Source organism: Microbacterium bandirmense (assembly GCF_037204185.1).
GTDB classification, from domain to species: Bacteria; Actinomycetota; Actinomycetes; order Actinomycetales; family Microbacteriaceae; genus Microbacterium; species Microbacterium bandirmense.
Genome location: NZ_JBBDGM010000016.1, coordinates 59697 through 83652, shown reverse-complemented (window position 1 = coordinate 83652; position 23956 = coordinate 59697). Strand labels below are relative to the sequence as shown.

The 23956-nt window shown below is 69.5% G+C and carries 21 protein-coding genes; 7 read left to right on the top strand and 14 right to left on the bottom strand.

Annotated elements, in window-relative coordinates:
* Positions 1-1156: 1156 nt before the first annotated feature.
* Complete coding sequence (dnaB, locus tag WDU99_RS15400; RefSeq protein ID WP_337333343.1) at positions 1157-3733, bottom strand: replicative DNA helicase; 2577 nt, start codon at positions 3731-3733, stop codon at positions 1157-1159.
* A gap of 499 nt (positions 3734-4232) precedes the next feature.
* On the opposite strand from dnaB, the gene WDU99_RS15395 reads away from it, so the two are divergent.
* From WDU99_RS15395 to WDU99_RS15370, 6 genes are all read left to right on the top strand, one after another.
* Positions 4233-5378 (top strand): hypothetical protein, encoded by a 1146-nt coding sequence (locus tag WDU99_RS15395; RefSeq protein ID WP_337333342.1) that lies wholly within the window; start codon positions 4233-4235, stop codon positions 5376-5378.
* 544 nt (positions 5379-5922) lie between these two features.
* Positions 5923-6936, top strand: coding sequence for a hypothetical protein (locus tag WDU99_RS15390; protein ID WP_337333341.1), 1014 nt, complete (start codon positions 5923-5925; stop codon positions 6934-6936).
* 84 nt (positions 6937-7020) lie between these two features.
* Positions 7021-8496, top strand: a complete 1476-nt coding sequence (locus WDU99_RS15385; RefSeq protein WP_337333340.1) for a hypothetical protein — start codon at positions 7021-7023, stop codon at positions 8494-8496.
* A gap of 217 nt (positions 8497-8713) precedes the next feature.
* Positions 8714-9706 (top strand): putative F420-0 ABC transporter substrate-binding protein, encoded by a 993-nt coding sequence (locus tag WDU99_RS15380; RefSeq protein WP_337333339.1) that lies wholly within the window; start codon positions 8714-8716, stop codon positions 9704-9706.
* Complete coding sequence (locus WDU99_RS15375) at positions 9703-10788, top strand: iron chelate uptake ABC transporter family permease subunit (RefSeq protein WP_337333338.1); 1086 nt, start codon at positions 9703-9705, stop codon at positions 10786-10788. Before WDU99_RS15380 ends, WDU99_RS15375 begins: the two co-directional genes overlap by 4 nt.
* Positions 10785-11624 (top strand): ABC transporter ATP-binding protein, encoded by an 840-nt coding sequence (locus WDU99_RS15370; RefSeq protein WP_337333337.1) that lies wholly within the window; start codon positions 10785-10787, stop codon positions 11622-11624. The genes WDU99_RS15375 and WDU99_RS15370 overlap by 4 nt, the downstream gene beginning before the upstream one ends.
* A 52-nt stretch (positions 11625-11676) precedes the next feature.
* On the opposite strand, the gene rplI is transcribed toward WDU99_RS15370, so the two are convergent.
* The 12 genes from rplI to WDU99_RS15310 all read right to left on the bottom strand — a co-directional run bounded on the left by rplI (position 11677) and on the right by WDU99_RS15310 (position 22686).
* Positions 11677-12129, bottom strand: coding sequence for a 50S ribosomal protein L9 (gene rplI / locus WDU99_RS15365; protein WP_337333336.1), 453 nt, complete (start codon positions 12127-12129; stop codon positions 11677-11679).
* 12 nt (positions 12130-12141) lie between these two features.
* Positions 12142-12396: a 30S ribosomal protein S18 gene (gene rpsR / locus WDU99_RS15360; RefSeq protein WP_071641238.1), complete on the bottom strand. Its 255-nt coding sequence runs from the start codon at positions 12394-12396 to the stop codon at positions 12142-12144.
* Positions 12397-12457: 61 nt separating this feature from the next.
* Complete coding sequence (locus WDU99_RS15355; protein ID WP_337333335.1) at positions 12458-12955, bottom strand: single-stranded DNA-binding protein; 498 nt, start codon at positions 12953-12955, stop codon at positions 12458-12460.
* 5 nt (positions 12956-12960) lie between these two features.
* Entirely contained in the window at positions 12961-13329 is a 369-nt protein-coding gene (gene rpsF, locus WDU99_RS15350) for a 30S ribosomal protein S6 (RefSeq protein ID WP_337333334.1), read from the bottom strand.
* Between the two features lie 120 nt (positions 13330-13449).
* Positions 13450-14802 carry a DUF6716 putative glycosyltransferase gene (locus WDU99_RS15345; RefSeq protein WP_337333333.1) on the bottom strand — a complete coding sequence of 451 codons (1353 nt, stop codon included), beginning with the start codon at positions 14800-14802 and terminating at the stop codon, positions 13450-13452.
* Positions 14803-15041: 239 nt separating this feature from the next.
* Positions 15042-16394 carry a polysialyltransferase family glycosyltransferase gene (locus WDU99_RS15340; RefSeq protein WP_337333332.1) on the bottom strand — a complete coding sequence of 451 codons (1353 nt, stop codon included), beginning with the start codon at positions 16392-16394 and terminating at the stop codon, positions 15042-15044.
* Complete coding sequence (locus WDU99_RS15335; RefSeq protein ID WP_337333331.1) at positions 16391-17362, bottom strand: glycosyltransferase family 2 protein; 972 nt, start codon at positions 17360-17362, stop codon at positions 16391-16393. Before WDU99_RS15335 ends, WDU99_RS15340 begins: the two co-directional genes overlap by 4 nt.
* An 85-nt stretch (positions 17363-17447) precedes the next feature.
* A complete protein-coding gene (locus WDU99_RS15330) occupies positions 17448-18332 on the bottom strand; it encodes an ABC transporter ATP-binding protein (protein WP_337333330.1) in 885 nt (294 codons plus the stop codon).
* Positions 18325-19116 carry an ABC transporter ATP-binding protein gene (locus tag WDU99_RS15325; protein ID WP_337333329.1) on the bottom strand — a complete coding sequence of 264 codons (792 nt, stop codon included), beginning with the start codon at positions 19114-19116 and terminating at the stop codon, positions 18325-18327. The genes WDU99_RS15330 and WDU99_RS15325 overlap by 8 nt, the downstream gene beginning before the upstream one ends.
* On the bottom strand, positions 19113-20021 hold the full coding sequence (locus tag WDU99_RS15320) for an ABC transporter permease (protein WP_337333328.1): 909 nt from the start codon (positions 20019-20021) through the stop codon (positions 19113-19115). Before WDU99_RS15320 ends, WDU99_RS15325 begins: the two co-directional genes overlap by 4 nt.
* Complete coding sequence (locus WDU99_RS15315; protein WP_337333345.1) at positions 20018-21079, bottom strand: ABC transporter permease; 1062 nt, start codon at positions 21077-21079, stop codon at positions 20018-20020. Before WDU99_RS15315 ends, WDU99_RS15320 begins: the two co-directional genes overlap by 4 nt.
* A 14-nt stretch (positions 21080-21093) precedes the next feature.
* Positions 21094-22686 carry an ABC transporter substrate-binding protein gene (locus WDU99_RS15310; protein WP_337333327.1) on the bottom strand — a complete coding sequence of 531 codons (1593 nt, stop codon included), beginning with the start codon at positions 22684-22686 and terminating at the stop codon, positions 21094-21096.
* A 152-nt stretch (positions 22687-22838) separates the two neighbouring features.
* Here WDU99_RS15310 and WDU99_RS15305 point away from each other — a divergent pair, with 152 nt between their 5' ends.
* Positions 22839-23426: an Lrp/AsnC family transcriptional regulator gene (locus WDU99_RS15305; RefSeq protein ID WP_337333326.1), complete on the top strand. Its 588-nt coding sequence runs from the start codon at positions 22839-22841 to the stop codon at positions 23424-23426.
* 72 nt (positions 23427-23498) lie between these two features.
* On the opposite strand, the gene WDU99_RS15300 is transcribed toward WDU99_RS15305, so the two are convergent.
* Positions 23499-23858, bottom strand: a complete 360-nt coding sequence (locus WDU99_RS15300) for an avidin-fold protein (protein WP_337333325.1) — start codon at positions 23856-23858, stop codon at positions 23499-23501.
* Positions 23859-23956: the final 98 nt, after the last annotated feature.

Below are 23956 nucleotides of genomic sequence, written 5' to 3'. Positions count from 1 at the left end.
TGGCGCTCACCGGCAATACCGGTGGCCCTGAGAGTGAATATCGAGTGGCGCTCAACCGCAATAATCAGTGGCGCTCACGACTCCAAATACTCAGTAACGGTCTCGTCCCCACGTACGTGGGCGGGCGAATCCTGGCGGCTATGGCGTTGAACGTCGAGGATGAGTACGGGTCGCTAGGACTCGTACGTCCCCCGACAGGGTCCTTCCCACCCGAGCCCATACGTTACATCGGCGGGCAGATGGTTCGCCGGGGAACCGCGCGCGTGGAACGCGCGACTCAGGACGGACGCCGCCCCGGTATTGTGTCTCGAACTCTGATGAGACTCGCGCCCCCTGGGCCCGGCGAAGCCCGATGACAGTGAGCCGATTGAGTCAACCCCCGTGTCCGGAGGCACGATTCCTTAGAAGGATCTGTCTCATTGGACGTCCCAGCAAGTACCCTCGCGAGCTTCGTGAGCGCGCTGTCCGTATGGTCGCCGTTGGGATCGCCTCCCTGGAGACGATTCGCACCTGGATCCGAAGAAGCACGGTCAAGTCGTTTTTGAGGTGCATGGATCGGTCTCGTGGTTCTTCGTCGGTTTATGCGGTGAGGGCTCTGTAGTCGGGTTCGGGGATCTCCTCGGGTTGGCGGGTTCGCCGGTCTCAGGCCTGGCGTCTCACTCCAGTTTCACAGATAGGGCATCCCGATCGTGACATCACGGAACTGATCAACCTGTCGCTTTGGAGTATACCCGTACGCAACATGTGCCAAGCCTGTGTCTGGGCGTCGCAATAGGGTCCATTCCGTAAGACTGCAACAGAACCGACCGGAGCTCTAGACACGACGCAACACATCAAGACCGTCGGCAATCTCGCGTCAGCAACTACGATCAGAACCTCCCCGCCAAGCTCGACGCCATCGGCGACGCCGACCGGGTCTTCGCGGACAAGTCAGCGGGCGCAGCAGCGACAGCCGCGAAGACCTCGCCGAAGCGCATCAATACGTCCGCGCAGGCGACACAGTCCGCGTCGCCTCGATGGACCGGCTCGGCATCTTCGTCGAGAACCTCCACCGGTTCCGGGGTGCCGGCCGTCGACCGCGATCACAGAGCCCGAAATGTCCATATGGACATCGCATGGACATTTCGCCCGTGAAAAGGACATCTCGAAAAAATCCCTACACGCCGCCACCGAAGTCGCCCGGCGCCATATCGGCGAACCGCGAGTAGTGGCCCTGGAAGGCGACGTTGATCGTGGCGGTCGGGCCGTTTCGGTGCTTGGCGACGATCAGGTCGGCTTCACCCGGGCGCACGTCCTTGTCGTAGACCGAGTCGCGGTGCAGCAGGATCACCATGTCGGCATCCTGCTCGATCGAGCCCGATTCGCGCAGGTCGCTGATCGCGGGCTTCTTGTCCTGCCGCTGCTCGGGTCCACGGTTCAGCTGACTCAGTGCGATCACCGGCACCTGCAGCTCCTTGGCCAGCAGCTTGAGGGCACGCGAGAACTCCGAGACCTCCTGCTGACGCGACTCGACGCGCTTGCCCGAGGTCATCAGCTGCAGATAGTCGATGATCACCATCTTCAGTCCGGCGCGCTGCTTGAGCCGTCGGCACTTCGCGCGGATCTCGACCAGCGTCATGTTGGGGCTGTCGTCGATATACAGCGGCGCGTCGTTGATGCGACCGCGGGTTGCGGCGACAGTGGTCCAGTCGCGCGGGTCGAGTGTGCCCTTGCGCATGTTCTGCAGAGGGATCGCTCCCTCGGCGCTGAGCAGACGCATCGCGATCTCGCTCTTGCCCATCTCGAGCGAGAAGAAGATCGACGGCTCGCTGTGGCCGATGGATGCGGCGCGCGCAAAATCCAGCGCCAGGGTCGAGTTGTGCGTCGGAACCATCGACTCGCCCGCCAGATACAGGTGGTCGGCGTTGTCGACCTGAACGCAGCGCACCGGAACGCTGGCAATCGGGCGGACGGACTTCACATAACGACGCCCTATGCGCGCCGTACCCGATGGACGCTCCTGCGCGTGCAGGGCGCGCTTGCGCTCGAGCCGGAACACGTCATCGACCGTCGAGAAGTTGAGGATGTAGCAGGTCGACGACGCCTCAGATCTGCCCGCGACGAGCTTCGTCGTGCGGCCGCACTTGTAGCCGAGGCTGACGATGAGCTCATACACGCTGTCGGCCAGCCGTTTGCTGGTCACCGCGAACTGCACCGACCCCACACCGCGGACGACCGTGCCGTCAGTGTCGAGCAGACCAGCGAGCAAACTGCGCCGTTGCTGCTCGGACGCTCGCAGATACACGGCCGGGATGTGCTTGTCACCGAGCACGCCGAGCGTGCGCAGAAGCGCAGTCGTGGAACCGTGCTCGCGGTGGCAGCGTGCACAGCGCTGCGCCTCGCCCGAGAACGGCTCGCCGCAATCGGGGCAGGAAAGACGCTCGGGATGCGCGCCCTTGTTCTTCGGGCCGCAGATCCGCCCACAGGTGCGCACATGCGGGTGGCGTGCGGTGAACTGCTTGCCACACACCTCGCAGTCGCGCATGAGCAGGGTGCTCTCAGTCACTTTCAGCGCGTACAGCATGTTGCCGCGGGACTCGGCACGGACCCCCTCGCGCTTGATGAGCATCGGAATCTCCGCGGTCTCGCTGGTTAGACGCGGGCTGTCGCTGTGGCCGTCGCCCAGCCATGCGCCGAGCGTGTACGGCGGGATCAGGAGTTCGGCCTCCGCGGCGCGCAGCGGTGCCGCATTGCGGATGGAGTGGTTGGCACGATCGTCGGAGCCGACCGTGAGGGTCGCGGCCACCTGCTCGGTCGTCACGGTCGCGGTCTTGCCCGCACCCGAGCGGCGGGATGCCCGTGTCTCAGTCACCCACTGGTGCTGCGCGTCAGCGATGATCGTCGTTCCATCCGAGAACTCGACCTCGAAGCACGGTCGGTCAACCATCACCTCCGTCGCCGCAACGACCCGCGTCGGGCGACCGTCAGCGTCGAACAGCTCGTCGCCGACCTGCACCTCACCCATCGTCGTCCAGCCCGTCGGCGTCGCGAGCGGGGTGTCGAGCGCCAGAGCCTTACCCATAGCCGGCCTCGCCGCGACGACGATCATCTGTCCGCCGTGCAGGCCGTTGGTGAGCTCGTCGAGTTCGCGGAATCCGGTGGGGATGCCCGTCATCGTGCCGTCACGGCCGTTGGCCGCCTCGATCTCTTCGACGGCGGCGTCGACGGCGACGGTCAGCGGCACGTAGTCTTCCGCGGTCTCGGATCCGGTGACGGAGTAGATCTCGGCCTGTGCGTTGTTGACCAGATCGGTCGCATCACCCTCGCCGGCGTACCCGAGCTGCACGATGCGGGTGCCGGCGTCGACCAGCCGCCGCAGGATCGCACGTTCCGAGACGATCCCGGCGTAGTACCCCGCGTTGGCCGCCGTCGGCACGATCGAGGTGAGAGTGTGCAGATAGTCGGCGCCCCCGGCACGGCCGAGCTCGCCCGTCTTGATGAGCTCATCGGTGACGGCAACGACATCGGTGGGCTCGCCGTGCGAGTACAGCGACAGGATCGCTTCGAAGATGAGCTCGTGCTTGGGGATGTAGAAGTCCGCGCCCTTGAGGCTCTCGATCACATCGGCGACCGCATCCTTCGACAGCAGCATGCCGCCGAGCGCGCTCTGCTCTGCCAGCAGGTCGTGCGGAGGGGTCCGCTCCGGGGGTCGCGAACCACCCAGACGCTCATCCGAGATATCTGCGATCGACACCGTGCCCCCTCCTGCGACGGCGGCGCGAAGCGCACCGCCGATCCCACCAGACCGAGTGGATGCCCGGTCACTGACGCCAGCGAACCATGAAGGTCCGACACCCGGGCCTCTTCAAGCTAGGAGCAGGGTTATCCCCATGCAACCATGCCTGTGGATAACTCTGTGGAGAGTTTGCGAACAACTCTGGAGTGTCTGTGCAGAACGCCTGTGGAGAACTCAGTGGAGAGTCTTGCATTTCGGTGCAGTTTTCTATTTTGAACAGGGGTTTATGGTTTCCCCATACTGTGGATGACAATCGACTTCAACCGCAGATTGAAGGTTGACGGCATGTCGCGCGCATGTGTAGAAACCTGGGGAAAGTCAAGCCCGCCCGACGCCCGGGTGTTGCGTCCGCACAGCGATGTGGACACCATCAGGAAGTCGGGGTATGTTCGCACGATCGAGTATCTTTCGCCGGCCCGCGCGGAGGACCTCGTCTGGAGTTCCCTGGGGAGGGATCGTGCGGTTCGCGTCAGCAGATCGCCGCAGCACGGCAACGTGGCTGTGGGGTGCGCTCGGCGTGCTCGCGTGGCTGGTGCTGACCTCGCTCTTCAGTGCCCCCTCGGCTTCCGCCGCCGACCGCCACGGAGACGATCACAGCGCTCCGGCGGCCACCAGCTCGGCACCGCACGAGACGAACGGCGCACCTGGGAGATCGGGCGAGCACCGCTCGGATCGGAAACAGCCTTCCGGGCAGAAGCGCGACGCCCACCCGAAGGCCGACACGCCGAAGCCCGTGCAGGCATCGTCGGTAGCGCCGAAGGGGCACGCGCAGAAGTCGAGTTCGAGCGCCAAGTCCCAGCAGCCCGCCGCACCCGCGCGGTCGACCAAGCCCGCCCAGCCGACCAAGCCCGCGCAGCCCGCCACGCCGACGCAGCCGACCACGCCCCAGAAGCCCGCCCAGTCCGCGTCATCCGCGTCATCCGCGTCCGACGCTGCGGCCAAGGTCAAGCCGAACGTGCCGCACCAGGTGGACAAGCCGCGTCAGGCAGACAAGCCACACCAAGCAGTCAACGGGCGACAGAAGGCCACCCGGGACGACGACCATCGCGTGAACCGCGATGATGCCCGGCGCGGCGTCGAGCGCGATCCCCGCGACACACGCCATCCCGGCGACACGCGCGATCCCCGCGGCCATGGCGTCCGGCAGGGGAATGGCCATGCCTTCGGACATGCCCGGCATCACGTCAGTCCGTTCGAGCACGACACCCGCCCATCCAGGCACGACACCCGCCCGTCCATGCACGACGCACGCGGAACGATGCACTCCGCCGGCACTTCGGCGACAGCATCCGATTGGCGCGACCTCACACCCTCGCCGGCCCCGTCGGCCACCATCTCGAATGCCACCCCGTCCGACACCGCGGCGCCCGACGGCCACCGACCGCAGCACGAGCCGCTGTCCGGCGATGTGCCCGGCGTCGAGCCGATGACCGCGCCGGCCACATCGGGCGCCGGCACAGGCGGCGTCACGCCGTTCCAGACCACCGGCGAAGCCGTCACCGGCACCACCCCCTCGTCTCCACTGCTCATCGGCGTGCACACGCACGCCGATGAGAGCCCGCCCTCCGGGCCCAGCACCTCGACGGACTGCTCCCCCGACTGATCGCCCGGGCGGTCGACCTGGTCGACCGCGTGCGCATTGCCGCGCCCACCGATCGATCTGTCAAGGAGCATCTCCATGCGCATCTCAGCGCCACCTATCCAATGGGGCATCCGCCACACCCACTCGGCCTGACGACTTCCGTCGCCGCAGCACCGCATCGACCGCGGGCTGCGAACGACGGTCCAGAAGCCGGTGCGGTGGCTGATTCTCCCCAGTCTCAGTTCATCGCACCGGCCGCAGGGACCGGCACCGGAACCCCTCTCCGGCCGGTCCCGCACCGGCGGTCGGCTCGAAGCCGACGCCACGGCGGGTGCCCTCGCCCCCCTTCGCGAGGCACCCGCCGAAAACCTGCGGGTCACCGGACATCCCCTCTGTCCCCAGTGATGCCCGCAGCAGCGGCGGCTCGTCACGGCCGCCGCCGGCTCCACCACCGTCGCGTGCTCAACGTCGCGCACGCGATGGTGGTGGATTCGCCTCGCCGGATGGGGTAGCCTCACGCACAAGCACGGTACCGACGACGTCGAGCTGGGGGGCTTGCAAGGGTATGGACACTGGCGCATCCCGAGGCCGCATTCCCGCGGTGCTGCTCTGGGGCGCTCTGACCGTGCTTGTCTGGGCCGCCTTCACCGCACTCGTCGGGGGCGGCGATGCCCGCGCCGACGATGATGAGGACAAGCCCCTGTCGGGCGTCTCCTCCCTGCTGAGCGGCGTCGTCTCCGAGGTCGCCGACCCCGTCGTAGAGGGCGTCGTCGATGTGGTCACCGAGACGACAGCCCCGGTGGTGGATGCCGCCGAGAATGTCGTCGAGAAGACGACCAAGACCGTCTCCGAGGTTCCCGTGGTCGGCAAGTCGGCGTCGGATGCCCTCAGTGCCACCACCCAGGGTGTGTCGAAGGTCACCGAGGCCGTCAGCGACGTCGCGGCCGAGTCCCCCGTGTCATCGGTCGTGGAGCCGGTCACCGACGCCGTGCGCGACGTCCCGGTCGTGGGCACCGTGCTCGACGACCTGGGTGCCACCGATCTGCTGGGCGACTCCGCCGGAGCGGTCGACGATGTCGTGGGCACGCTGACCCCGATCGTCGACGAGACCGTGCCGCCGATCGTCGACGCGCTTGATCCGCAGCATCCCGGTGCCGACACCCCGGACGCACCCACCGGGACGACCCCCACCGAGCTCACGCCGACCGCCCCCGGCGCCGATGCATCCCTCATCCTCCCCGGCACGGCACAGGAGCCGGACGCAGCGAGCATCGCGCCTGTGGCGTCCACCGCCGGACCGGTGTTCCTCGCCTCGCTCGCCGCGAACACCGCCGCTGTGGTGCAGACGACGGCAGATGCCACGGACGCCGAGGGCCCAGCAGGCGGGGCACCCGCCCCTCCACTCGCGACAGCGCCGGCGAGTTCGTCTGCGGGGCCGGGTGGCTCGGCGGGCGGAGTGCACGCCGCTGTGCATCATCTTCCGGTACACGCCGACGGGGCGTGGACCGCCGCGGGACCTCCCGTGGATTCCGCACTGCCGCCGTCTCCGGCTGGCAGCACCGACGTCTCCCCTGACTGACGAGGGGCAGGCCGATGCACGCATCGGCACGCTCGGGCGCACAACCGTGCCGCCCTCGACTCGTACAGATCAGGAGAAACACTCATGCGCAATTTCGCCAAGCACGCCCTGTGGGGTGTGCTGATCGCCGGTGGCATCACGCTGCTCGGCGCGTCCGCCGCAAACGCGGCGGAGACCGACGGAGACGACAGTCTGCTGGGTGGAACGCAGGTGCTCGCGCCTGTCACCGCCCCGCTGACGGTGGTGGGCAACGCCGTGTCGGTGCTCGGCACCAGCGTCGTCGACTCGGTCACTCCCGCCCCGGCTCCGGAGCCGGCACCCGAAGCAGCCCCTGAGGCCGCATCTGAGCCAGCCCCCGCGCCCGACTCCGCCCCGGCGGAGCCCGTCGAGGCCGCTCCTGCGCCCAACGCGCGGACCAGCGGCTCCGACAGTGTCGGCTCGGGAACGCAGGCGGTCGTGACCGTCAACGTCCCGGTGACGGTGGCCGACAACGCGATCAGCGTGCTCGGCACATCGTCGTCGGCGACCGAGTCGGCGTCGGCCGAGAGCATGTCGGATGCTGACGACGCGCCGGCACCGGAGAAGGAGCCGGCACCGGTCGTGGAGACCTCGGGTGTCGACGGTCTGCTGTCGGGCACGCAGGCGCTGCTCGACGTCAACGCCCCCATCACCGTGACCGGCAACGGCATCTCGGTGCTGGGGACCAGCGCTGTCAAGCAGTCCGAGGACGCGTCCGCGACGAGCGGCAGCCCGGCCGGTGACACGGCCGTGGACGCCACCACAGGTGGAACCGACAGCATCCTCGGCGGCACCCAGGTGCTCGCACCGATCACCGCACCCATCACGGTGACCGGCAACGCGATCTCCGCGCTGGGCACCAGCGCCGTCACCGACGGGGGCACTGCCGAACCGGCCGGTGACATGGCCGCTGGCGCTCCGACCGGTGACGCCACCACAGGTGGAACCGACAGCATCCTCGGCGGCACCCAGGTGCTCGCACCGATCACCGCACCCATCACGGTGACCGGCAACGCCATCTCGGCACTGGGCACCAGCGCGGTGACCGGGGGCGGCGCGATGTCGCCCACCGCGGACGCGGCACCGGTGGGCAGCATCACCAGCGGGCTCGACTCGCTGCTGGGCGGCTCGCAGCTGCTGTTGCCGATCACCGCGCCGATCACGATCGGCGGCAACGCCATCGCTGTCGCGGGTGAGAGCACGGTGACCGACCCCGGGACGTCGACCGACCCGGGAACCGACCCCGGAACCGATCCCGGAACCGACCCGGGAACCGATCCCGGCACCGATCCGGGCACCGATCCGGGAACTGACCCCGGCACCGACCCGGGAACGGATCCGGGTGCTGGGCCGGGCGCCGACCCCGGGGCGATGCCCGCCGGTGACGGCGAGCCGATGCCCGTGGCGGTTGTCGCCGCCGGCGGCTCCGACGGCACGCTGGCCGCTACCGGTGGCGGAGCAATGGCTCCGTTGCTGACGCTGCTGGCTCTGTCGCTGCTGGCGATCGGAGGGACGCTGATGCGGCGCACACGCACCGCGTGAGCGCAGCCGACGTGCGCGTCCGCTCGGGCACCCGCCCGGCGGACGCGCACGCGGCCTGCGATCGTCGTACGATGAGTCTGACGCTCCGCCCGCATTGGCCGGAGCGGCGTGGTCTGGATCTGGGCCGCAGACGGCGCATGCACTGCGCCTCCGGAACGTGCGCTCTGCACGAATCGGTCTGCTCCGGCATCCGCGGATGCCCGTCCCACGGAGAACCATGCCCCGCCCCATGCTCGTCGTCCCGGCACTGCTGGTCACCGCACTCACCACGCTCACACTCGTCGGATGCTCGGGAGCGGATGCCCAGCCACCGGCATCCGATGCCACGACCGACACCGCTTCGGATGCGGTGAGCGTCGACAACTGCGGCACCCGGGTGACGGTCGACGCACCACCGCAGCGCATTCTGACGATCAAGTCGACCACTCTCGAACTGCTCCTCGCCCTCGGCGTCGAAGACCGCATCATCGGCAGCGCCTACAGCGACGGTCCGCTGCCCGAGCGGTACGCCGCGGCCGGCGCCGACATCCCGGTGGTGTCCGACAAACTCCCCTCGCAGGAAGTGGCGCTCGCCGCCGAGCCCGACTTCATCTTCGGCGGCTGGGAGTCGAATTTCTCGATCGACGGCGTCGGCGAGCGCGATACCCTGCATTCCCTCGGCATCGGCACCTACGTCGCCCCATCTGCCTGCAAGGCCCCCGAGTACATGCCCGACCCGCTGACGTTCGACACCGTCTTCGATGAGTTCCTCGAGGCGGGTGAGATCTTCGGCGCCGAGGATGCTGCCGCCCGTCTCGTGGCGGATCAGCGCGCCCAGCTCGAGGCGCTCGAGCCCGATGACCGGGAGCTCACTGCGGTCTGGTACTCATCAGGGCGCGACGAGCCCTACGTTGGCGCTGGCATCGGAGCGCCCGCGATGCTGATGAACGAAGCAGGACTCGTCAACGCGTTCGCCGATGAGCACAACACCTGGATGTCGGCCTCATGGGAGAAGGTCGCCGAGATCAACCCCGACGTGCTCGTGCTGATCGGCTCACCCGGCAACACCGTCGAAGACAAGATCGCGCTGCTGAATTCGCACCCGGTGACCTCGACCATGGATGCCGTGGTCGACGAGCGCTACGTCACCCTCGACTTCGCCGCGGCCGAGGCCGGTGTGCGCAACGTCGACAGTGTCGCGTCGCTGATCGATCAGCTCGGAGACCTATGACCACCACCCCCATCCGCCCGAGCGCCGCGCCCGCACGCTCCCCCGCCGACGTCGCGCGTCGGCCAGTGGCGCGCACGGCGGTCACCGTCGTCGTGCTGGGCGGCCTGCTGGTGGCATCCGCTCTCGTCGCCGTCGGGTTCGGCCCCGCGGCCATCGCGCCCTCCGACGTCGCCGCGACGGTCTGGGCGCACCTGACCGGTGGGCAGCCGGTGCTCTCACCCACGGAGGATGCCATCGTGTGGCAGCTGCGGGTGCCACGCGTGCTGACCGCGGCGCTCGTCGGCGGTGGGCTCGCACTGTGCGGCGCGGTCATGCAGGCACTCACCCGCAATCCGCTCGCCGACCCGTACCTGCTCGGCCTGTCGTCGGGGGCCTCCACCGGCGCGGTCATCGTGCTGGTGCTGGGCGTTGCGATCGCTCTGCCGGTCGCGGCATTCGCCGGCGCGATCGTGGCCCTGCTGCTCACCTTCGCGATCGGGCGGGCCGGCGGCCGCAGTTCACCGACCTCGCTGATCCTCGCCGGGCTGGCCGTCTCCGCCGTGCTCTCGGCTCTGACCAGCCTGACGATCTTCTGGAGTGCGACCAACGACAGCTACCGCGAGATCCTCGGCTGGCTGCTCGGATCGCTCGCCGGAGCCCAGTGGCCGGACGTACTGCTGGTGGCCGTCGTCGCGACGGTCTGCGCGGTCCCGCTGCTCGGCGCGGCCCGCACGCTCGACGGATTCGCGCTCGGCGACACGGCGGCGACCGCCCTGGGCATCCCCGTCGAGCGCCTGCGGCTGGCGCTGTTCGCCGTCTGCGCTCTGCTGACCGGCGCCCTGGTGGCCGTCAGCGGGGCGATCGGGTTCGTCGGTCTCATCCTGCCGCACGCCACCCGCGCCATCGTCGGGGTGCGGCATCGCGCTCTGCTGCCCACCACCTTCCTCGCCGGCGCGCTGTTCCTGCTGTGGGCCGACACGATCGCCCGCACCGCGTTCGATCCGCGCGAGCTTCCGGTCGGCATCGTGACGGCCCTGATCGGCGGGCCGGTGTTCGCGGTGCTGCTCACCCGAGTGCGCCGTGAGCGGAGGGGGCGGCGATGAACACAGAGGAATCCACCGCACCGACCGCGCCCGAACCGATCGCGCCCGGGCTCACCGCCCAGCGCGTACAGCTATCGCGCGCCGGTCGCCTGATCGTCGACGGCATCGATATCACCGCCCCCGACGGCGCCGTGACCGCTCTGCTCGGCCCCAACGGCGCCGGCAAGAGCACCCTGCTGCAGCTGATCGCGGGCGTCCTCTCCCCCGATCACGGCGATCTCCTCTTCGCCGGCACCGACCTGCGGCGGCTGCGACGCCGTGAACGGGCGCGCACACTGGCGCTGGTCGAGCAGGAATGGAGCGACGTCGACGGACTCACCGTGCGCGAGCTCGTCGACATGGGACGCATGCCGCACCAGGGCTGGCTGGCGCCGGCATCCACCGTCGACGAGGTCATCGTCGACGACGCACTGCACCGCGCCGGGGCAGCGTCGCTCGCCCTGCGCCCGGCGGACAGCCTCTCGGGCGGGGAGCGCCAGCGCGTCAACATCGCGCGCGCCCTCGCCCAGCAACCGCAGCTGCTGCTGTGCGACGAGCCCACCAACCACCTCGACGTGCACGCCCAGCTGTCGTCCCTCGGCCTGCTGCGCTCCCTCGCGCACGACGGCATGACCGTGATCGCGGCGCTGCACGATCTCAACCACGCCGCGCGCTTCGCCGACCATGTCGTCGTGCTCGCAGACGGCATCGTGCGCGCAGCCGGCCGGCCCGGCGACGTGCTCACCGCGCAGTGCCTGCGCGAGGTGTGGCGGGTGGATGCCGAAGTGCTCGAGCACAACGGGCATCCGCTGATCGTGTTCGCGGCGCCGATCCCGGCAGCGACGGCCACGCACTGAACGCAGAGAGGGCGGGGTTCAGAAGAACCCCGCCCTCTCGTGCAGTTATCGCTTACTTCGCGGCGATGACCTGCAGGGTGATCACGGCGGTGACGTCGTCGTGCAGACGGATGCTCGCCTCGTGCTCGCCGATCGACTTGATCGGAGCGGTGAAGTGCACCTTGCGCTTGTCGATCGAGCCGAGGCCCTCGGCGGCGACGGCGTCGGCCACGTCGGAGGTCTTGACCGAGCCGAACAGGCGACCCTCGCCACCGGCCTTGACGGCCAGGCGCACCTTGGTGCCCTCGAGCTTGTCCTTGAGTGCCTTCGCCTCGTCGAGGTCGTGGATCGCGCGAGCCTTGCGGGCCGCCTGGATCGACTCGACCTGCTTGGCGCCACCACGGGTCCACGCCACGGCGTAGCCCTGCGGGATGAGGTAGTTGCGGGCGTACCCGTTCTTGACCTCGATGACGTCACCGGCGCTTCCGAGCCCGGCGACCTCGTTCGTGAGAATCAGCTTTGCCATTGTCGGTACCCCTTAGCGGCCAGCGCCGGCGTAAGGCAGGAGCGCCATCTCGCGTGCGTTCTTGATCGCCTTCGCGATCAGACGCTGCTCCTGCACCGAGACACCGGTGATACGACGGGCGCGGATCTTGCCGCGCTCCGAGATGAACTTGCGAAGCGTTGCGACGTCCTTGTAGTCAATGACGCCCACGCGGATCGACTTCGCGGGAGCGGTGGGCTTGCCACCCTTCCGCGGCTTGCGGCGGTCGCCGCTCGACTTTCCAGCCATGAGTTTCCTTAGAGATGTGATCGGATGCCCGTGCCCTTCTACAGGCTCGGGGACCCGGAGATTAGAACGGGGTGTCGTCGCCGAAGCTGCCCGGAGTGCTCCAGGCGTCGGCGCTCGATGAGCCGGGCGTCGACCACGGCTCTTCCGAGACCTGCTGCTGCTGCGGACGGGACTGCCCGCCGCCGCCACCCGAGGATGCGGCCCGCGTGACCTGTGCCGTCGCGTATCGCAGCGACGGACCGATCTCGTCAACCTCCAGCTCGATCGCCGTGCGGTTGTTGCCTTCGCGGTCCTGGTAGGAGCGCTGACGCAGGCGGCCCTGCGCGACGACACGCATGCCCTTCGTCAGCGAGCCCGCCACGTGCTCGGCGAAGTCGCGCCAGACCGATGCGCGGAGGAACAGCGCTTCGCCGTCCTTCCACTCGCCTGCCTGGCGGTCGAACGTACGCGGCGTCGAGGCGATGGTGAAGTTCGCCACCTGCAGACCGTTCTGCGTGTAGCGCAGCTCGGGATCTGCGGTGAGGTTGCCCACCACGGTGATGACGGTTTCGCCGGCCATGGGACTTAGGCCTTGGCTGCCGTCTTGGGCTTGCGGGCGGCCTTCTCAGCCGCGCGCTTGGCCTCGGCCGCGACCATCGCCTGCGCCTCTTCGGCACGGAGGACCTTGGTGCGGAACACGAGCTCGCTCAGCTTCAGCTGACGGTCGAGCTCCTGCGTGGCCTCGCTCGTCGCGGTGAAGTTGACGACGGCGTAGATGCCCTCGTTCTTCTTGTTGATCTCGTAGGCGAAACGGCGCTTGCCCCAGATGTCGACCTTGTCGATCGAGCCACCATCGTTAGTGATGACCTTCAGGAACTTGTCGAGGTTGGGGGCAACCTGGCGCTCGTCCAGCTCAGGGGTCAGAATGACCATGAGCTCGTACTGGTGCGTCACTTACCCACCTCCTTCGGACTAGAACGGCTCCCGGGACTTTCCCGGAAGCAGGAGGGTGTGTTGCACGTCGCCGCCCGAGGAATCCCGAATGGATGCCAGCGGGCAGACAACCACGACAGTCTACCGGATCCGGGCCGATGCTGCTGGACGCCGTCTCACCGGCTCGACGAGAGGGCTCGGGGCCAGCGTGACGTCGTCGTCGACGGCATCCGATCCCGGCGCCGTGCGGCGCCGACGCAGCGACGTGAGCGCGGCGATGACCGGCGTGACGACCACGTCCGCGAGTCGCCCGAGCGCGGACCGGTCGTGCGCGCCGAGCACGTGGCGCCGGTGCCAGGCGGCGTGCAGGGTGCCGCCCCGCTCAGCCGGCACCACACGCGCCGCGAGCGTGCCGCGGCGGCGCTGGGCCACCAGGCCGCGGGTCTGGTCCCACCAGGTCGACGTGCGCGGGTCGTGGAAGTAGTTGGTCGCCGCCCAGGCGGCGTCGGGATGCCGGAATCGCCGCGCGACCACATCGTCGGCACCGCCGAGCAGACCGCTGCCGGTGAAGACGTGGTTGAGCAGCGCGGGCCGCACGCCGAGGTCGTCGAGGGCGATCACGGGCACGCCGGCGGCCATCGCCTCGATCGCGGCGGTGGAGCTGACCGTCACCACCCCTTCGGCAGTGGCCAGCGCCTCGACCATCGGCGCGTACGAGAAGACCAGGTTCTCAGGCGCGTTCTCGAGCAGTTCGGCGTAGCCGACACGCTCCTGGTGCGCCTCGGTCTCGTCGGGTCGCGACCGCAGCTTGACCACGACGCGTCGTGCGGGATCGGCGACGGCGGCGAGCCGCAGGATCTCAGCGATGCGTCGACGCTCCTGCGGCTCGGCGGGCACCAGCGCCTGGGCGGCGAACACGAGATCGGTGCCGCGAGACCGGTCGCCGGACGGGCGGGCGAACGGCAGCGTCGCCAGTGCGATCGGCACGTCGATGTCAAGGGCGCGTCCGAGGCGCGAGAACGCGGCGACCTCACGGCGCGAGTGCACCACCATCAGATCGCAGTGCCGGCGGTACTCGAGCGCACCACGCAGGGCGGGAATCGACATGCCCGGCAGCCCGCTGACCACGACCGGCCGGCGTCGCAGCCGGTCGATCTCACGCCCCATCAGGCGCACGAACGGCGCCCTACCGGCGAGCACGACAACATCCGGGGCGTCCCCTGCCAGCCAGGCGGCGACATCGGCGAAGCGGATGCGGGTGACGGAGCGCGGATGCTGCGCGAAGCGCGTGCCGGTGATCGCGGCGTCACGCTGCGCATCGCTGACGGCGAGCGGCGTCTGCACGAGCAGCAGGTGCTGGCTGATGTCATCGACCTGATCGACGAGATGCGCGGCCCACTTCACGAACGAGTCGGCGTCGCCGATCGCCACGACCCGCAATCGCGGCGACCTGCTGCCGGGGAACGTCTCGCGGCCTGTGCTGCTGGTCGTCATCGGACCCTCCGTTCCGCCGGCGCCACGACACTGCACCGACCCTTGCCTCCGGTCTACGGGGGCGAGGTGAATCGGGGTGGGCGCGGTGGTGACGAACGGGCGAAGCCCCGACGACGGGGGCGTGCGCCGGGCGCGAGGGCGTGCGCCGCCGGCATCCGCCACACGTTCCTGCATCCGCCACACCTATCGATGGCGCGGATGCTGAGAGCTGGCGCGCGGGCGGATGACGCGGCGACCCGTCAGCGTCCCCGCGCCACCTTCCACACGCGCCCCGCGCGGCGCCGCGCGCCGGCGGCCGTCAGCCGCAGCTCCTCGAGCCTGCCCACCCCACCCCGGGGCGACAGCCGCTGCAGCACCGTGGGAGCGGGGGCACCGGGAAGGCCGAGGGCGCGCAGTCGCCCGGCGGGCACGTAGCGCTCGCGCTCGGCATCCGACGACGATGCGAGGAACTGCACCGCCCGCGGCCGCAGGTGCGCGACGATCTCGGGCTGCATGGCGTAGCCGACGGTATCGACGAGTTGCTGCATCCGCCCCTCCCCGATCCCGCGCGTCATGGCGTCGACGATCGTCACCGGCATGCGGTTGCTGTTCTCGTACGGCGTCAGCCGCGCCAGCATCGTCTCGGCGCCGACGGCGTGGATGCGGGCATCGTGCAGTGCCCTCATGGTCGGCAGCGCCGACGAGAAGGCCGCTGCGACGTCGGTCGCCCCCAGCCTCAGGGCGGCGTACTCGGCCGGCTGCGGTCCCGTGAACGTGGCGAACGCCATTCCGCGATCCGCCGCGCGCTCAGCGAGCGTCGCAATGCCCGAGGGCGGCGCGGCCGGATGCGGCTTGAAGACGATCCGCTCCGCACCGGCGCCCGCGACGCGGTCGATCATCGCCATCTGCATCGCCCTCTCCTCGGCGGCCGAGACGAGTCCCAGCGCGGCAAGATACTGACCGATCACGAGCGCGGTGCGGGAACCGCCGTCGACCAGGGCGTCGAGCGCGTCATCCGGTGCGCACTCCCCCGCCTCGCGCAGCACGGCGCCGAACGCCGGGGCCGGCACCGGCACGCGCAGAGCGTCGGTCTCGGCGAACACCAGCGGCTCGACGCCGGCGACCACGTCGGGGTAGACCACCCGCGCCACGCGCTCGGTGATCTGACGCGGCAAGCGGGCGCGGATCGGCGAGTACGTCATGAGCCCGTCGCCGATGACGCCCAGCCGCGCCCGATCGAACAGCGCCATCAGGGTGCGCGCCGGCGCCACCTGCGGCGACTGCACGAACAGCTCGACCTCGCCGTCACCCAGCCCCCACGCGCGCCGCAGCAGTCGCCCGAGCAACGGCAGATCCTGCTCATCCGGGTGCCAGTCGGTCGGATGCAGGGGGTCGATCAGCGCGTTCAGCGGCTCGATCCGGTCGAAGCGCCCCCGCAGCGTCGTGTACGCGGGCGCCGTCGCGAGGTCGATCGCCGTCTCGGGCACCGCCGCCGTGTTCATCGGCACCAGCACGCGCTCGGCGGCATCGCCGAGCAGCCCGGCATCCAGCGCTGCGACGGCGGTCATCAGACCGTAGGGGCTGTGCAGGGCGAAGAGCTGGATGCCGCTCATCGCACCGCCCGCAGCAGCCGGGCCAGCACGCGCCGACGCGGCCCGTCGAGCCGTGCGATCGCCGTCTCGGCGTGGTCGTGCGGAAGGCGGGCAAGCAGCATCCGGATGCCGCGGCGCAGCTCGGCACGAACGGTGACCGGCATCCGCCGTGCGCGCACCAGATGGTGCGAGCTGAGCGCGAGCACCGTCGAGACGGCCTTCGGCAGCATCCGCTCGGCGTCGCGATCCGCCTCGACGACGTCGAGCATCTCGCCCATCGCACGAGTGAAGTGCAGCTGCCGGCGATCCAGCGTCTTCGACAGCGAATCGGGCCGACCGCGCCGGTACAGCAGGTGCGGCGCGTCGACCACCGCGAACGAGGCGGCGTTCAGGTGAAGGCGCCAGATCCACGGCCGGTCCTCGGCTGTGAACAGCCCGTCGCTGAACCCGGCGAGACCGTCGTCGAGCGTTCGCCGGTGCAGCAGCCCCGCCCAGGCGTACGGGTAGTCGACCATGCTGCGGTCATCGACGGGCAGCACCGCCACGCGGGGATCTGTCGCGACGCCGCGGCTCGTGAACGGGGCGCGCACGAGCCGGCGCACCGCGCCGTTCACGGTCACGTGGTCGGTGCGCACGAAGTCGCAGCCGAGCCGGTGCAGCTCTCTTTCGAGCACCGGCAGCCTGCCCTCCTGCATCCAGTCATCGCCGTCGATGAAGCAGAACGCGTCGCCCTCCACATGCGCGAGCCCCTGATTGCGGGCCGTGGCGAGGCCACGCGGCACATCATTGCGGATCACCACCGCGTGCGGGAGGCGCTCGGCGTAGCGGCGCATCACGTCGCCGGTGTCGTCGGCGGATCCGTCGTCGATGGCGACCAGCTTGAGCGCCGACGGGTCGGCGTACTGCCGGGCGAGCGTCTCGAGCGTCGTGCCGATGAGCGCGCCGGCGTCCTTCGCTGGAACGATCACGGTCACCGAGGGAGCACTCACCGCCCCATCGTCTGCCTCCCGTGTGACGTGCGTGCGACGCGCGGGTGAACGAGCGGTGGCTGCAGCGCGGTGGTGTCAGCGGCGGTCAGCGGGCGACGGCGGGCACGTCGGCCCAGATCGCGCGCTCGGCCGCATCCGGCGCCACAGGGATCCGCCCCGCGCCGTCCGGCTCGGGGATCGCGGCCAGCAACGCACGGGTGTACGGATGCTGCGGGTCGGTCCACAGCGCCTCGGTCGGCCCCGACTCGAGCACCCGCCCGGAGAACATCACGAACGTGCGGTCGGCGATGCGCCGCACGACGGCCAGGTCGTGCGAGATGAACAGCATCCCCGCGCCCGCCTCCTTGACGAGGTCGCGCATGAGCGCGGCCACGCTGGTCTGCGTCGAGGCGTCCAGCGCCGAGATCGGCTCGTCGGCGACGAGCAGCTGCGGGCGGGCGGCGAGCGCCCGCGCGATCGCGATGCGCTGCTTCTGACCGCCCGAGAACTGGTGCGGGAATTTCGAGACGGATGCTGTCGGCAGGCCGACCTTCTCGAGCCACTCCTCCACGCGTGAGCCCTCGGCGCCGCGTGCCTTCGCGGTCGCGATGCCGTCGGCGATCTGGTCGCCGATGCGCCGACGCGGATTCAGCGAGGTCGACGGGTCCTGGAACACCATCTGGATGCCGGTGAGCGCGCGCGGGCGGCGACGCACCTTCAGCGGAGTGACGTCGGCATCAAGGAACCGGGCGCTGCCGCCGGCGAGCTTCTCGATGCCGACCACGGCACGGGCCAGGCTGGACTTTCCGCTGCCGGACTCGCCGACCAGCGCCACGGTCTCACCGGCGTGCACCTGCATCGACACATCGTTCACGGCGACGACGGGCGGGTTGCCGGGATAGCGCACCACGATGTTCTGCGCGTCGAGCACCACGGGCGCGGATCCGCTGTCGGGTGCGGCTGCACTGTCGGGGGTGATCGCGTCAGGCATCCTGATCGCCTCCTTCGATGCTCGAGCCGGGCAGCGCGGCCAGCAGCTGCCGGGTGTAGTCGTGCTGCGGGTCGCGGAACAGCTCCTCGCGCTCGGCGCGCTCGACGAGCCGGCCGTCCTTCATGACGGCGACCTCGTCGGCGATCGCGCTCATCACGCCCAGATCGTGCGTGACCAGCAGCACGGCCAGGCGCCGCTCATCGGCGAGCTCACGCAGCAGGGTGAGGATGCCCGCTTGCACGGTCACGTCCAGAGCCGTGGTCGGCTCATCGGCGAGCAGCACCTCGGGGTCGCAGGCCAGCGCGCAGGCGATCGCGATGCGCTGACGCTGCCCGCCCGAGAACTGGTGCGGGTAGCGGCGCAGCGCCGCCTCGGGGTTCGGCACCTGCACCCGCTCGAGCAGCTCGACGGCACGCGAGCGGGCGGCGGCGCCCTTCAAACCGAGATGCACCTTCATGTGGTCGGTGAGCTGGCGGCCGACCGGCAGCTGCGGGTGCAGCGAGGCCGACGGATCCTGGAAGATCATCGCGATGCGACGACCGCGGATGCGGTTCAGCTGGCGACGGCGCAGTCCGAGCAACTCGGTGTCGCCCAGGCGGATCGAGCCGCCGGTGCGGGCGTGCCGCGGCAGCAGGCCGAGCACGGCCATCGCCGTCAGGGTCTTGCCGGAGCCGGACTCGCCGGCCAGCCCGTGGATGCGCCCGGCCTCGAGCTGCAGCGACAGGCCCTTCACGAGCGGTCGTCCGATGTCGACGGTGAGGTCGCGGATGTCGAGGATGCTCATGCGGTGCCTCCGCTCGATGCGGCGAGTTCGCTCTGCTTCTCGTGCGTGACCTCGGCGGTCGGGTCGAGCACGTCGCGCAGGGCGTCGCCGAGGAAGTTGAACGCGAGCACCACGGTGAGGATCGCAAGCCCCGGGAACACTCCGAGCCACCAGGCGTCGAAGTTCTGCATGGCCGACGAGATCATCGAGCCCCACTCCGCCATCGGCGGCTGGGCGCCCAGGCCGAGGAACGACAGGCCCGACAGCAGCAGGATCGCGGCGCCGATGTCGAGGGTGGCGAGCACCAGCAGGGGGCCTGCGATGTTCGGCAGGATGTCGACGATCAGGGTTCGCGCCGGCGAGTGGCCGAGCAGACGACCGGCGATCACGTAGTTCTGTCCCCGCAGCGACATGACGATGCTGCGGGTGACGCGGGAGTACTGCGGCCATGACACCACCACGGCCGCGATCACCGCGTTGAACAGCGACGGCCCGAGCGACGCGGCCACGACCATCGCGAGGATCACGGTGGGGAACGCCATGAACAGGTCGGTGATGCGCATCAGCGTCTCATCGATCCAGCCGCCGAAGTATCCCGCGAGCGCGCCGATGACCGCGCCGATGACCAGGGCCGCGACGACCAGGGTCAGCGCCAGCGGGATCGTGACGGTCGCGCCGGTCATCAGGCGCGAGAAGATGTCGCGCCCGTTGCCGTCGGTGCCCAGCAGCGTCTCGATGCCCGGTGGCTGCAGGCGCGGCAGCACCTGTGCGTTCGGCGGGTATGGCACCCACCACTGCGCGGTGAACGCGATCAGCATCCAGGCGACGGCGATGACGGTGCCGATGATGCCCAGCGGGGTGCGCCAGGCGCGGGGCCAGCGCAGCTTCAGCCGCATCGGCATGCGCGGTTCGCGAGCGGTGCTCATGCGATCCTCACTCTCGGATCCAGCACTCCGTAGAGCAGGTCGACGACGAAGTTGATGACGAGGTAGATGACGCCGACCACGAGACCGACGCCCATGATGCCGGGCAGGTCGAGGTTGGCGGCTGAGTTGTACGCGTAGGTGCCCAGGCCCGGCCAGGCGAACACCGACTCGACGAGCACGGTGCCCGACAGCAGGGCGCCGAAGGCGACGCCGACCACCGTCAGCACGGGCAGGGCAGCACCGCGCAGCACGTAGTCGACGACCACGCGCATCGCGGGCAGGCCCTTGGCGCGAGCGGCGCGCACGTAGTCGCTGGCCAGCACCTCGAGCACCGAGGTGCGGATGAAGCGGGTGAGCAGTCCGATGGTCACCAGCGACAGAACCATCACCGGCAGTGCCAGGTGGGCCATCGCGTCGGCCCAGCCCACTCCGTCGCCGTTGAGCAGGTAGTCGATCGTGTACAGCCCGGTGACCCGCGGCGGCGGGATGATCGACGGTGAGATGCGACCCGAGCCCGGCGCGATGCCGAGGTTGAGGAAGAACACGTAGAAGCTGACCAGCGCGAGCCAGAACGTCGGCACGCTCAGGCCGATCAGCGTGACCACGCGCACGATCTGGTCGGTGACCAGACCGCGACGGTACGCCGCGAGCGTGCCGAGCACGAGGCTGACGGCGAGGCTGAGGATGATCGCGCAGATCGCGATCTCGATGGTCGCCGGCACGGCCGTGGCCAGGTCGGCGGTGACGGGCTGCCCGGTGACCAGTGAGGTGCCGAGGTCTCCGCGCAGCAGGTTGCCCATGTAGATGAAGTACTGCACGAACAGGGGCTGGTCGAGCCCGTGGGCCTTTATGAAGGCCTCACGGGTCTCGGGGTTCTGCGACGCCCCCTCACCCAGTGCCGCGGAGACGGGGTCTCCGGGCACCAGGTTGGTGAGCAGGAACGTCACGATGGTGACGCCGATCAGCAGCAGCACGGATGTACCGGCACGACGCAGCAGGTATCCCGCGAGGGGCGACTTCTTGCGCTGTGCCTGTGTCCGCACAGCCACTGTCGACATCATCTGGGCAGACCTCAGTCGGCGGGAGTGATCTCGGCGATGTCCATCTCCCATACGGAGTTGTACACGGCGCCGGTGACCTGGTCGGAGGTGGCGATGTTGCGACCGGGGACGATCATCGGCACGAACGGCCCCTCCGCCTGCATGGCCTCGGCGAACGCGGTGAACGCCGCGGTGCGCTGCTCGGGGTCGGTCGCGGAGGCCGCGCCTGCCGCGAGGCCGGCGATCTCAGGGTTCGCGTCTGCGGCCCAGCCCGAGCGCAGGCCGACCTTCAGGCCGGGGCCGAAGGGCAGGAAGTTCGCCGAGTCGGCGTAGTCGGGTCCCCAGAACCAGAGGCCGAAGCCCTCGGTGCCGTTGACGTACGCGTCGAGCTCGGTGGCGAACGGCGCCGGTGCCAGCTCGACGTTCACGCCGGCATCCTTCAGCTGGGCCTGGATGCGCTCGGCGAGCGGGGTGAACTCCACGCCGCCGACCGGGTAGTCGTTGGGGAACTGCAGCTTGAGGGTCTGACCGGTGTAGCCGGCCTCGGCGAAGGCGGCCTTGGCCCTGTCGAGGTCCTGCGTGACGCCCTCGGGCAGCGCGCCCTCGAATCCGGGCGGGATCACGCCGGTGGCCTGCACCGAGCCCGCACCGGCGAGTTCGAGCAGGGCCGGGTAGTCGAGTGCGTAGCGGATGCCCTCGGCGAGCTTCACGTCGGCGAGGTCGCCGGCGATCTCGGAGGACTGGTTCAGCAGCAGGAAGATCGTCTGACCGGACGGCACGGAGTCGACCGTGAGGCCGTCGCCGAGGCCGGCGACCTGGTCGCCGTTGAGATCCATGGCGACCATCGAGTCGCCGCCCTTGAGGTTGGCGAGCTGGGTGGCGCTCTCGCTGACGTTGCGGATCACCACGCGGTCGAAGGCGGGCTCCTCGTCGCCGTTGTACTCCTCGTTGGCGGTCAGCACGATCTGCGAGCTGAGGTCGAGGGTGTCGAGCACGAAGGGTCCGGAGCCGGCCGAGGTGCCGTCGAGGAACTTCTGCGCCGTGTCGGTGCCGTCGGTGGTGCCGCCGTTCTCGATGACGACGTCCGAGTTGACGATGCCGAGCGCGGGATTGGCGAGGATCGCCGGCAGCTGCAGCAGCGGGGTCTCGGTGGTGAAGCGGATCGTGGTGGCATCCACCTCTTCGATCGTCACGCCGGTGAGCAGGAAGTTCGGCTTGGCGTCGGCCATGCCCTGGATGCGCTGCAGCGAGAAGACGACGTCCTTCGCCTCGATCGGCGAGCCGTCGGAGAAGACGCGACCCTCCTCGAGCGTGAAGGTGAACTCGGTGGCGCCGTCGTTCGCCTCCCACGACGCGAGGCCGGGGATCGGCGTCGACACGTCGGAGCCCTTGAAGTCGACCAGGGTCTCGTAGATCGCCTTGGCGAGCATGTTGCCGGTCGGGTCGTAGCTGTGACCCGGGTCGGCGGTCTCGACCGAGAACGCCGTGTCGATCACGAGCGAGCCGCCCGCGGCGTTCGAGCCGTCACCGCTGTTGTTCGCAGAGTTTCCTCCCGAGCAGCCGGTGATGGCGAGGAGCGCGACGGCTCCGAGGGCGATCGCCGACTTACGCAGCGTCGACAGCATGGAATACCTCCATTGGCAGGGGTGGATTCGGGAGTCCGGACACGTCCGACATGGACGACCGTGATCACATTCCCATGATGTGCGACGATCTGTCCAATGACAAAGCGTCATGCAGACAAGGATTGTCGAATCAATGGAGGTTAGGATGCAGAATGTCCAGCTCTGACGCGGAACCCGGTCGGGATTCTGGACGAAGTGCCACGGCACTCGATCCGGTGTCCTACCGAATCCTCGATCTTCTGCGCGAGAACGGACGAATCTCGATCGCCGCGCTGGCCGAGAAGGTCGGCATCTCCCGTGCCAACGCGTACACGCGTATCGAGGCGCTCGTGGCCGACGGCGTGATCACCGGGTTCAGCGCCCGGGTCGACCCCGCCAAGGCAGGATTGTCGATCGGGGCGATGATCTTCGTCACCGTCTATCCGCAGGCGTGGGCGTCGTTCCGCGCGCAGCTGGCCGGGATGCCCGACGTCGAGTACTGCGCGGTGACCACCGGCGAGCACGATGCGATGCTGCTGATCCGCGCCACCGACGTCAGCGGGGTGCACGAGTTCTCGACCGGCGTGATCGCGCAGCTGCCCGAGGTGCGCACGGTGGTCAGCGTCGTCGTGCTCGACGAGGTGATCCGTCGCCCGTACGTGCTGCCCACCGATCTGCCCGAGCGCAGCCTGGACGTACCGCTGGGCATGACGCGGTGGACGCCGGCGACGGCGGGTCGCGACACGCTCCCGCCGCGCTGAGTCGGATGCCCGCGAAGTCGGATGCCGGCGGCGCGCCGTCCGGCGGCCGTGGCCGTCCGGCAGCCGTGGCCGTCAGGCAGCAGGAACCTCCGCGCAGATGCTGAGCTGCGGGGCGCCGTGCATCTCGTAGCGCTCGACGAGACGCAGCATCCCGTCATCGTCTTGCTCGATCTCGCTGACGCCGGTGCCGGTGACGACCTCGCCAGTGGCGACCAGCACATGCACGAACGACACGTTGATCACGTCGCCGGCGCGCGTGCCGACGCAGCGCCCGAACGTGACGGTGTCGCCGGTGTAGTCGCCCCAGATCACGCCGTCGCGCTCGAAGTAGCGGAAGGTGCTCGGCGCCTCGGGGTTCACCGCCGAAGTGGTTGAGGAGAGCATCTTGAAGGTGCGCCCGTCGAGCGAGGGCAGAGTCTGAGTCGCAGTCACCTCTCGATTATGGCCGCGTCGCGGGGCAGTCTTGTGCCGTGACCCTGACTGCCGCGAAGCGCGAATCTGAGGGGCGAGCGCTTTACGATGCGATTCGT

What these genes read in the sequence shown, in the direction of transcription:
- WDU99_RS15380 (WP_337333339.1), top strand. Translation starts at nt 8,714, where the DNA reads ATGCCCCGCCCCATGCTCGTCGTCCCGGCACTGCTGGTCACCGCACTC.
- WDU99_RS15390 (WP_337333341.1), top strand. Translation starts at nt 5,923, where the DNA reads ATGGACACTGGCGCATCCCGAGGCCGCATTCCCGCGGTGCTGCTCTGG.
- WDU99_RS15320 (WP_337333328.1), bottom strand. Translation starts at nt 20,021, where the DNA reads ATGAGCACCGCTCGCGAACCGCGCATGCCGATGCGGCTGAAGCTGCGC.
- rpsR (WP_071641238.1), bottom strand. Translation starts at nt 12,396, where the DNA reads ATGGCTGGAAAGTCGAGCGGCGACCGCCGCAAGCCGCGGAAGGGTGGC.
- WDU99_RS15330 (WP_337333330.1), bottom strand. Translation starts at nt 18,332, where the DNA reads ATGCCTGACGCGATCACCCCCGACAGTGCAGCCGCACCCGACAGCGGA.
- WDU99_RS15375 (WP_337333338.1), top strand. Translation starts at nt 9,703, where the DNA reads ATGACCACCACCCCCATCCGCCCGAGCGCCGCGCCCGCACGCTCCCCC.
- WDU99_RS15355 (WP_337333335.1), bottom strand. Translation starts at nt 12,955, where the DNA reads ATGGCCGGCGAAACCGTCATCACCGTGGTGGGCAACCTCACCGCAGAT.
- WDU99_RS15310 (WP_337333327.1), bottom strand. Translation starts at nt 22,686, where the DNA reads ATGCTGTCGACGCTGCGTAAGTCGGCGATCGCCCTCGGAGCCGTCGCG.
- WDU99_RS15345 (WP_337333333.1), bottom strand. Translation starts at nt 14,802, where the DNA reads ATGACGACCAGCAGCACAGGCCGCGAGACGTTCCCCGGCAGCAGGTCG.
- WDU99_RS15305 (WP_337333326.1), top strand. Translation starts at nt 22,839, where the DNA reads ATGTCCAGCTCTGACGCGGAACCCGGTCGGGATTCTGGACGAAGTGCC.
- WDU99_RS15340 (WP_337333332.1), bottom strand. Translation starts at nt 16,394, where the DNA reads ATGAGCGGCATCCAGCTCTTCGCCCTGCACAGCCCCTACGGTCTGATG.
- WDU99_RS15315 (WP_337333345.1), bottom strand. Translation starts at nt 21,079, where the DNA reads ATGTCGACAGTGGCTGTGCGGACACAGGCACAGCGCAAGAAGTCGCCC.
- rplI (WP_337333336.1), bottom strand. Translation starts at nt 12,129, where the DNA reads ATGGCAAAGCTGATTCTCACGAACGAGGTCGCCGGGCTCGGAAGCGCC.
- WDU99_RS15370 (WP_337333337.1), top strand. Translation starts at nt 10,785, where the DNA reads ATGAACACAGAGGAATCCACCGCACCGACCGCGCCCGAACCGATCGCG.
- WDU99_RS15325 (WP_337333329.1), bottom strand. Translation starts at nt 19,116, where the DNA reads ATGAGCATCCTCGACATCCGCGACCTCACCGTCGACATCGGACGACCG.
- WDU99_RS15385 (WP_337333340.1), top strand. Translation starts at nt 7,021, where the DNA reads ATGCGCAATTTCGCCAAGCACGCCCTGTGGGGTGTGCTGATCGCCGGT.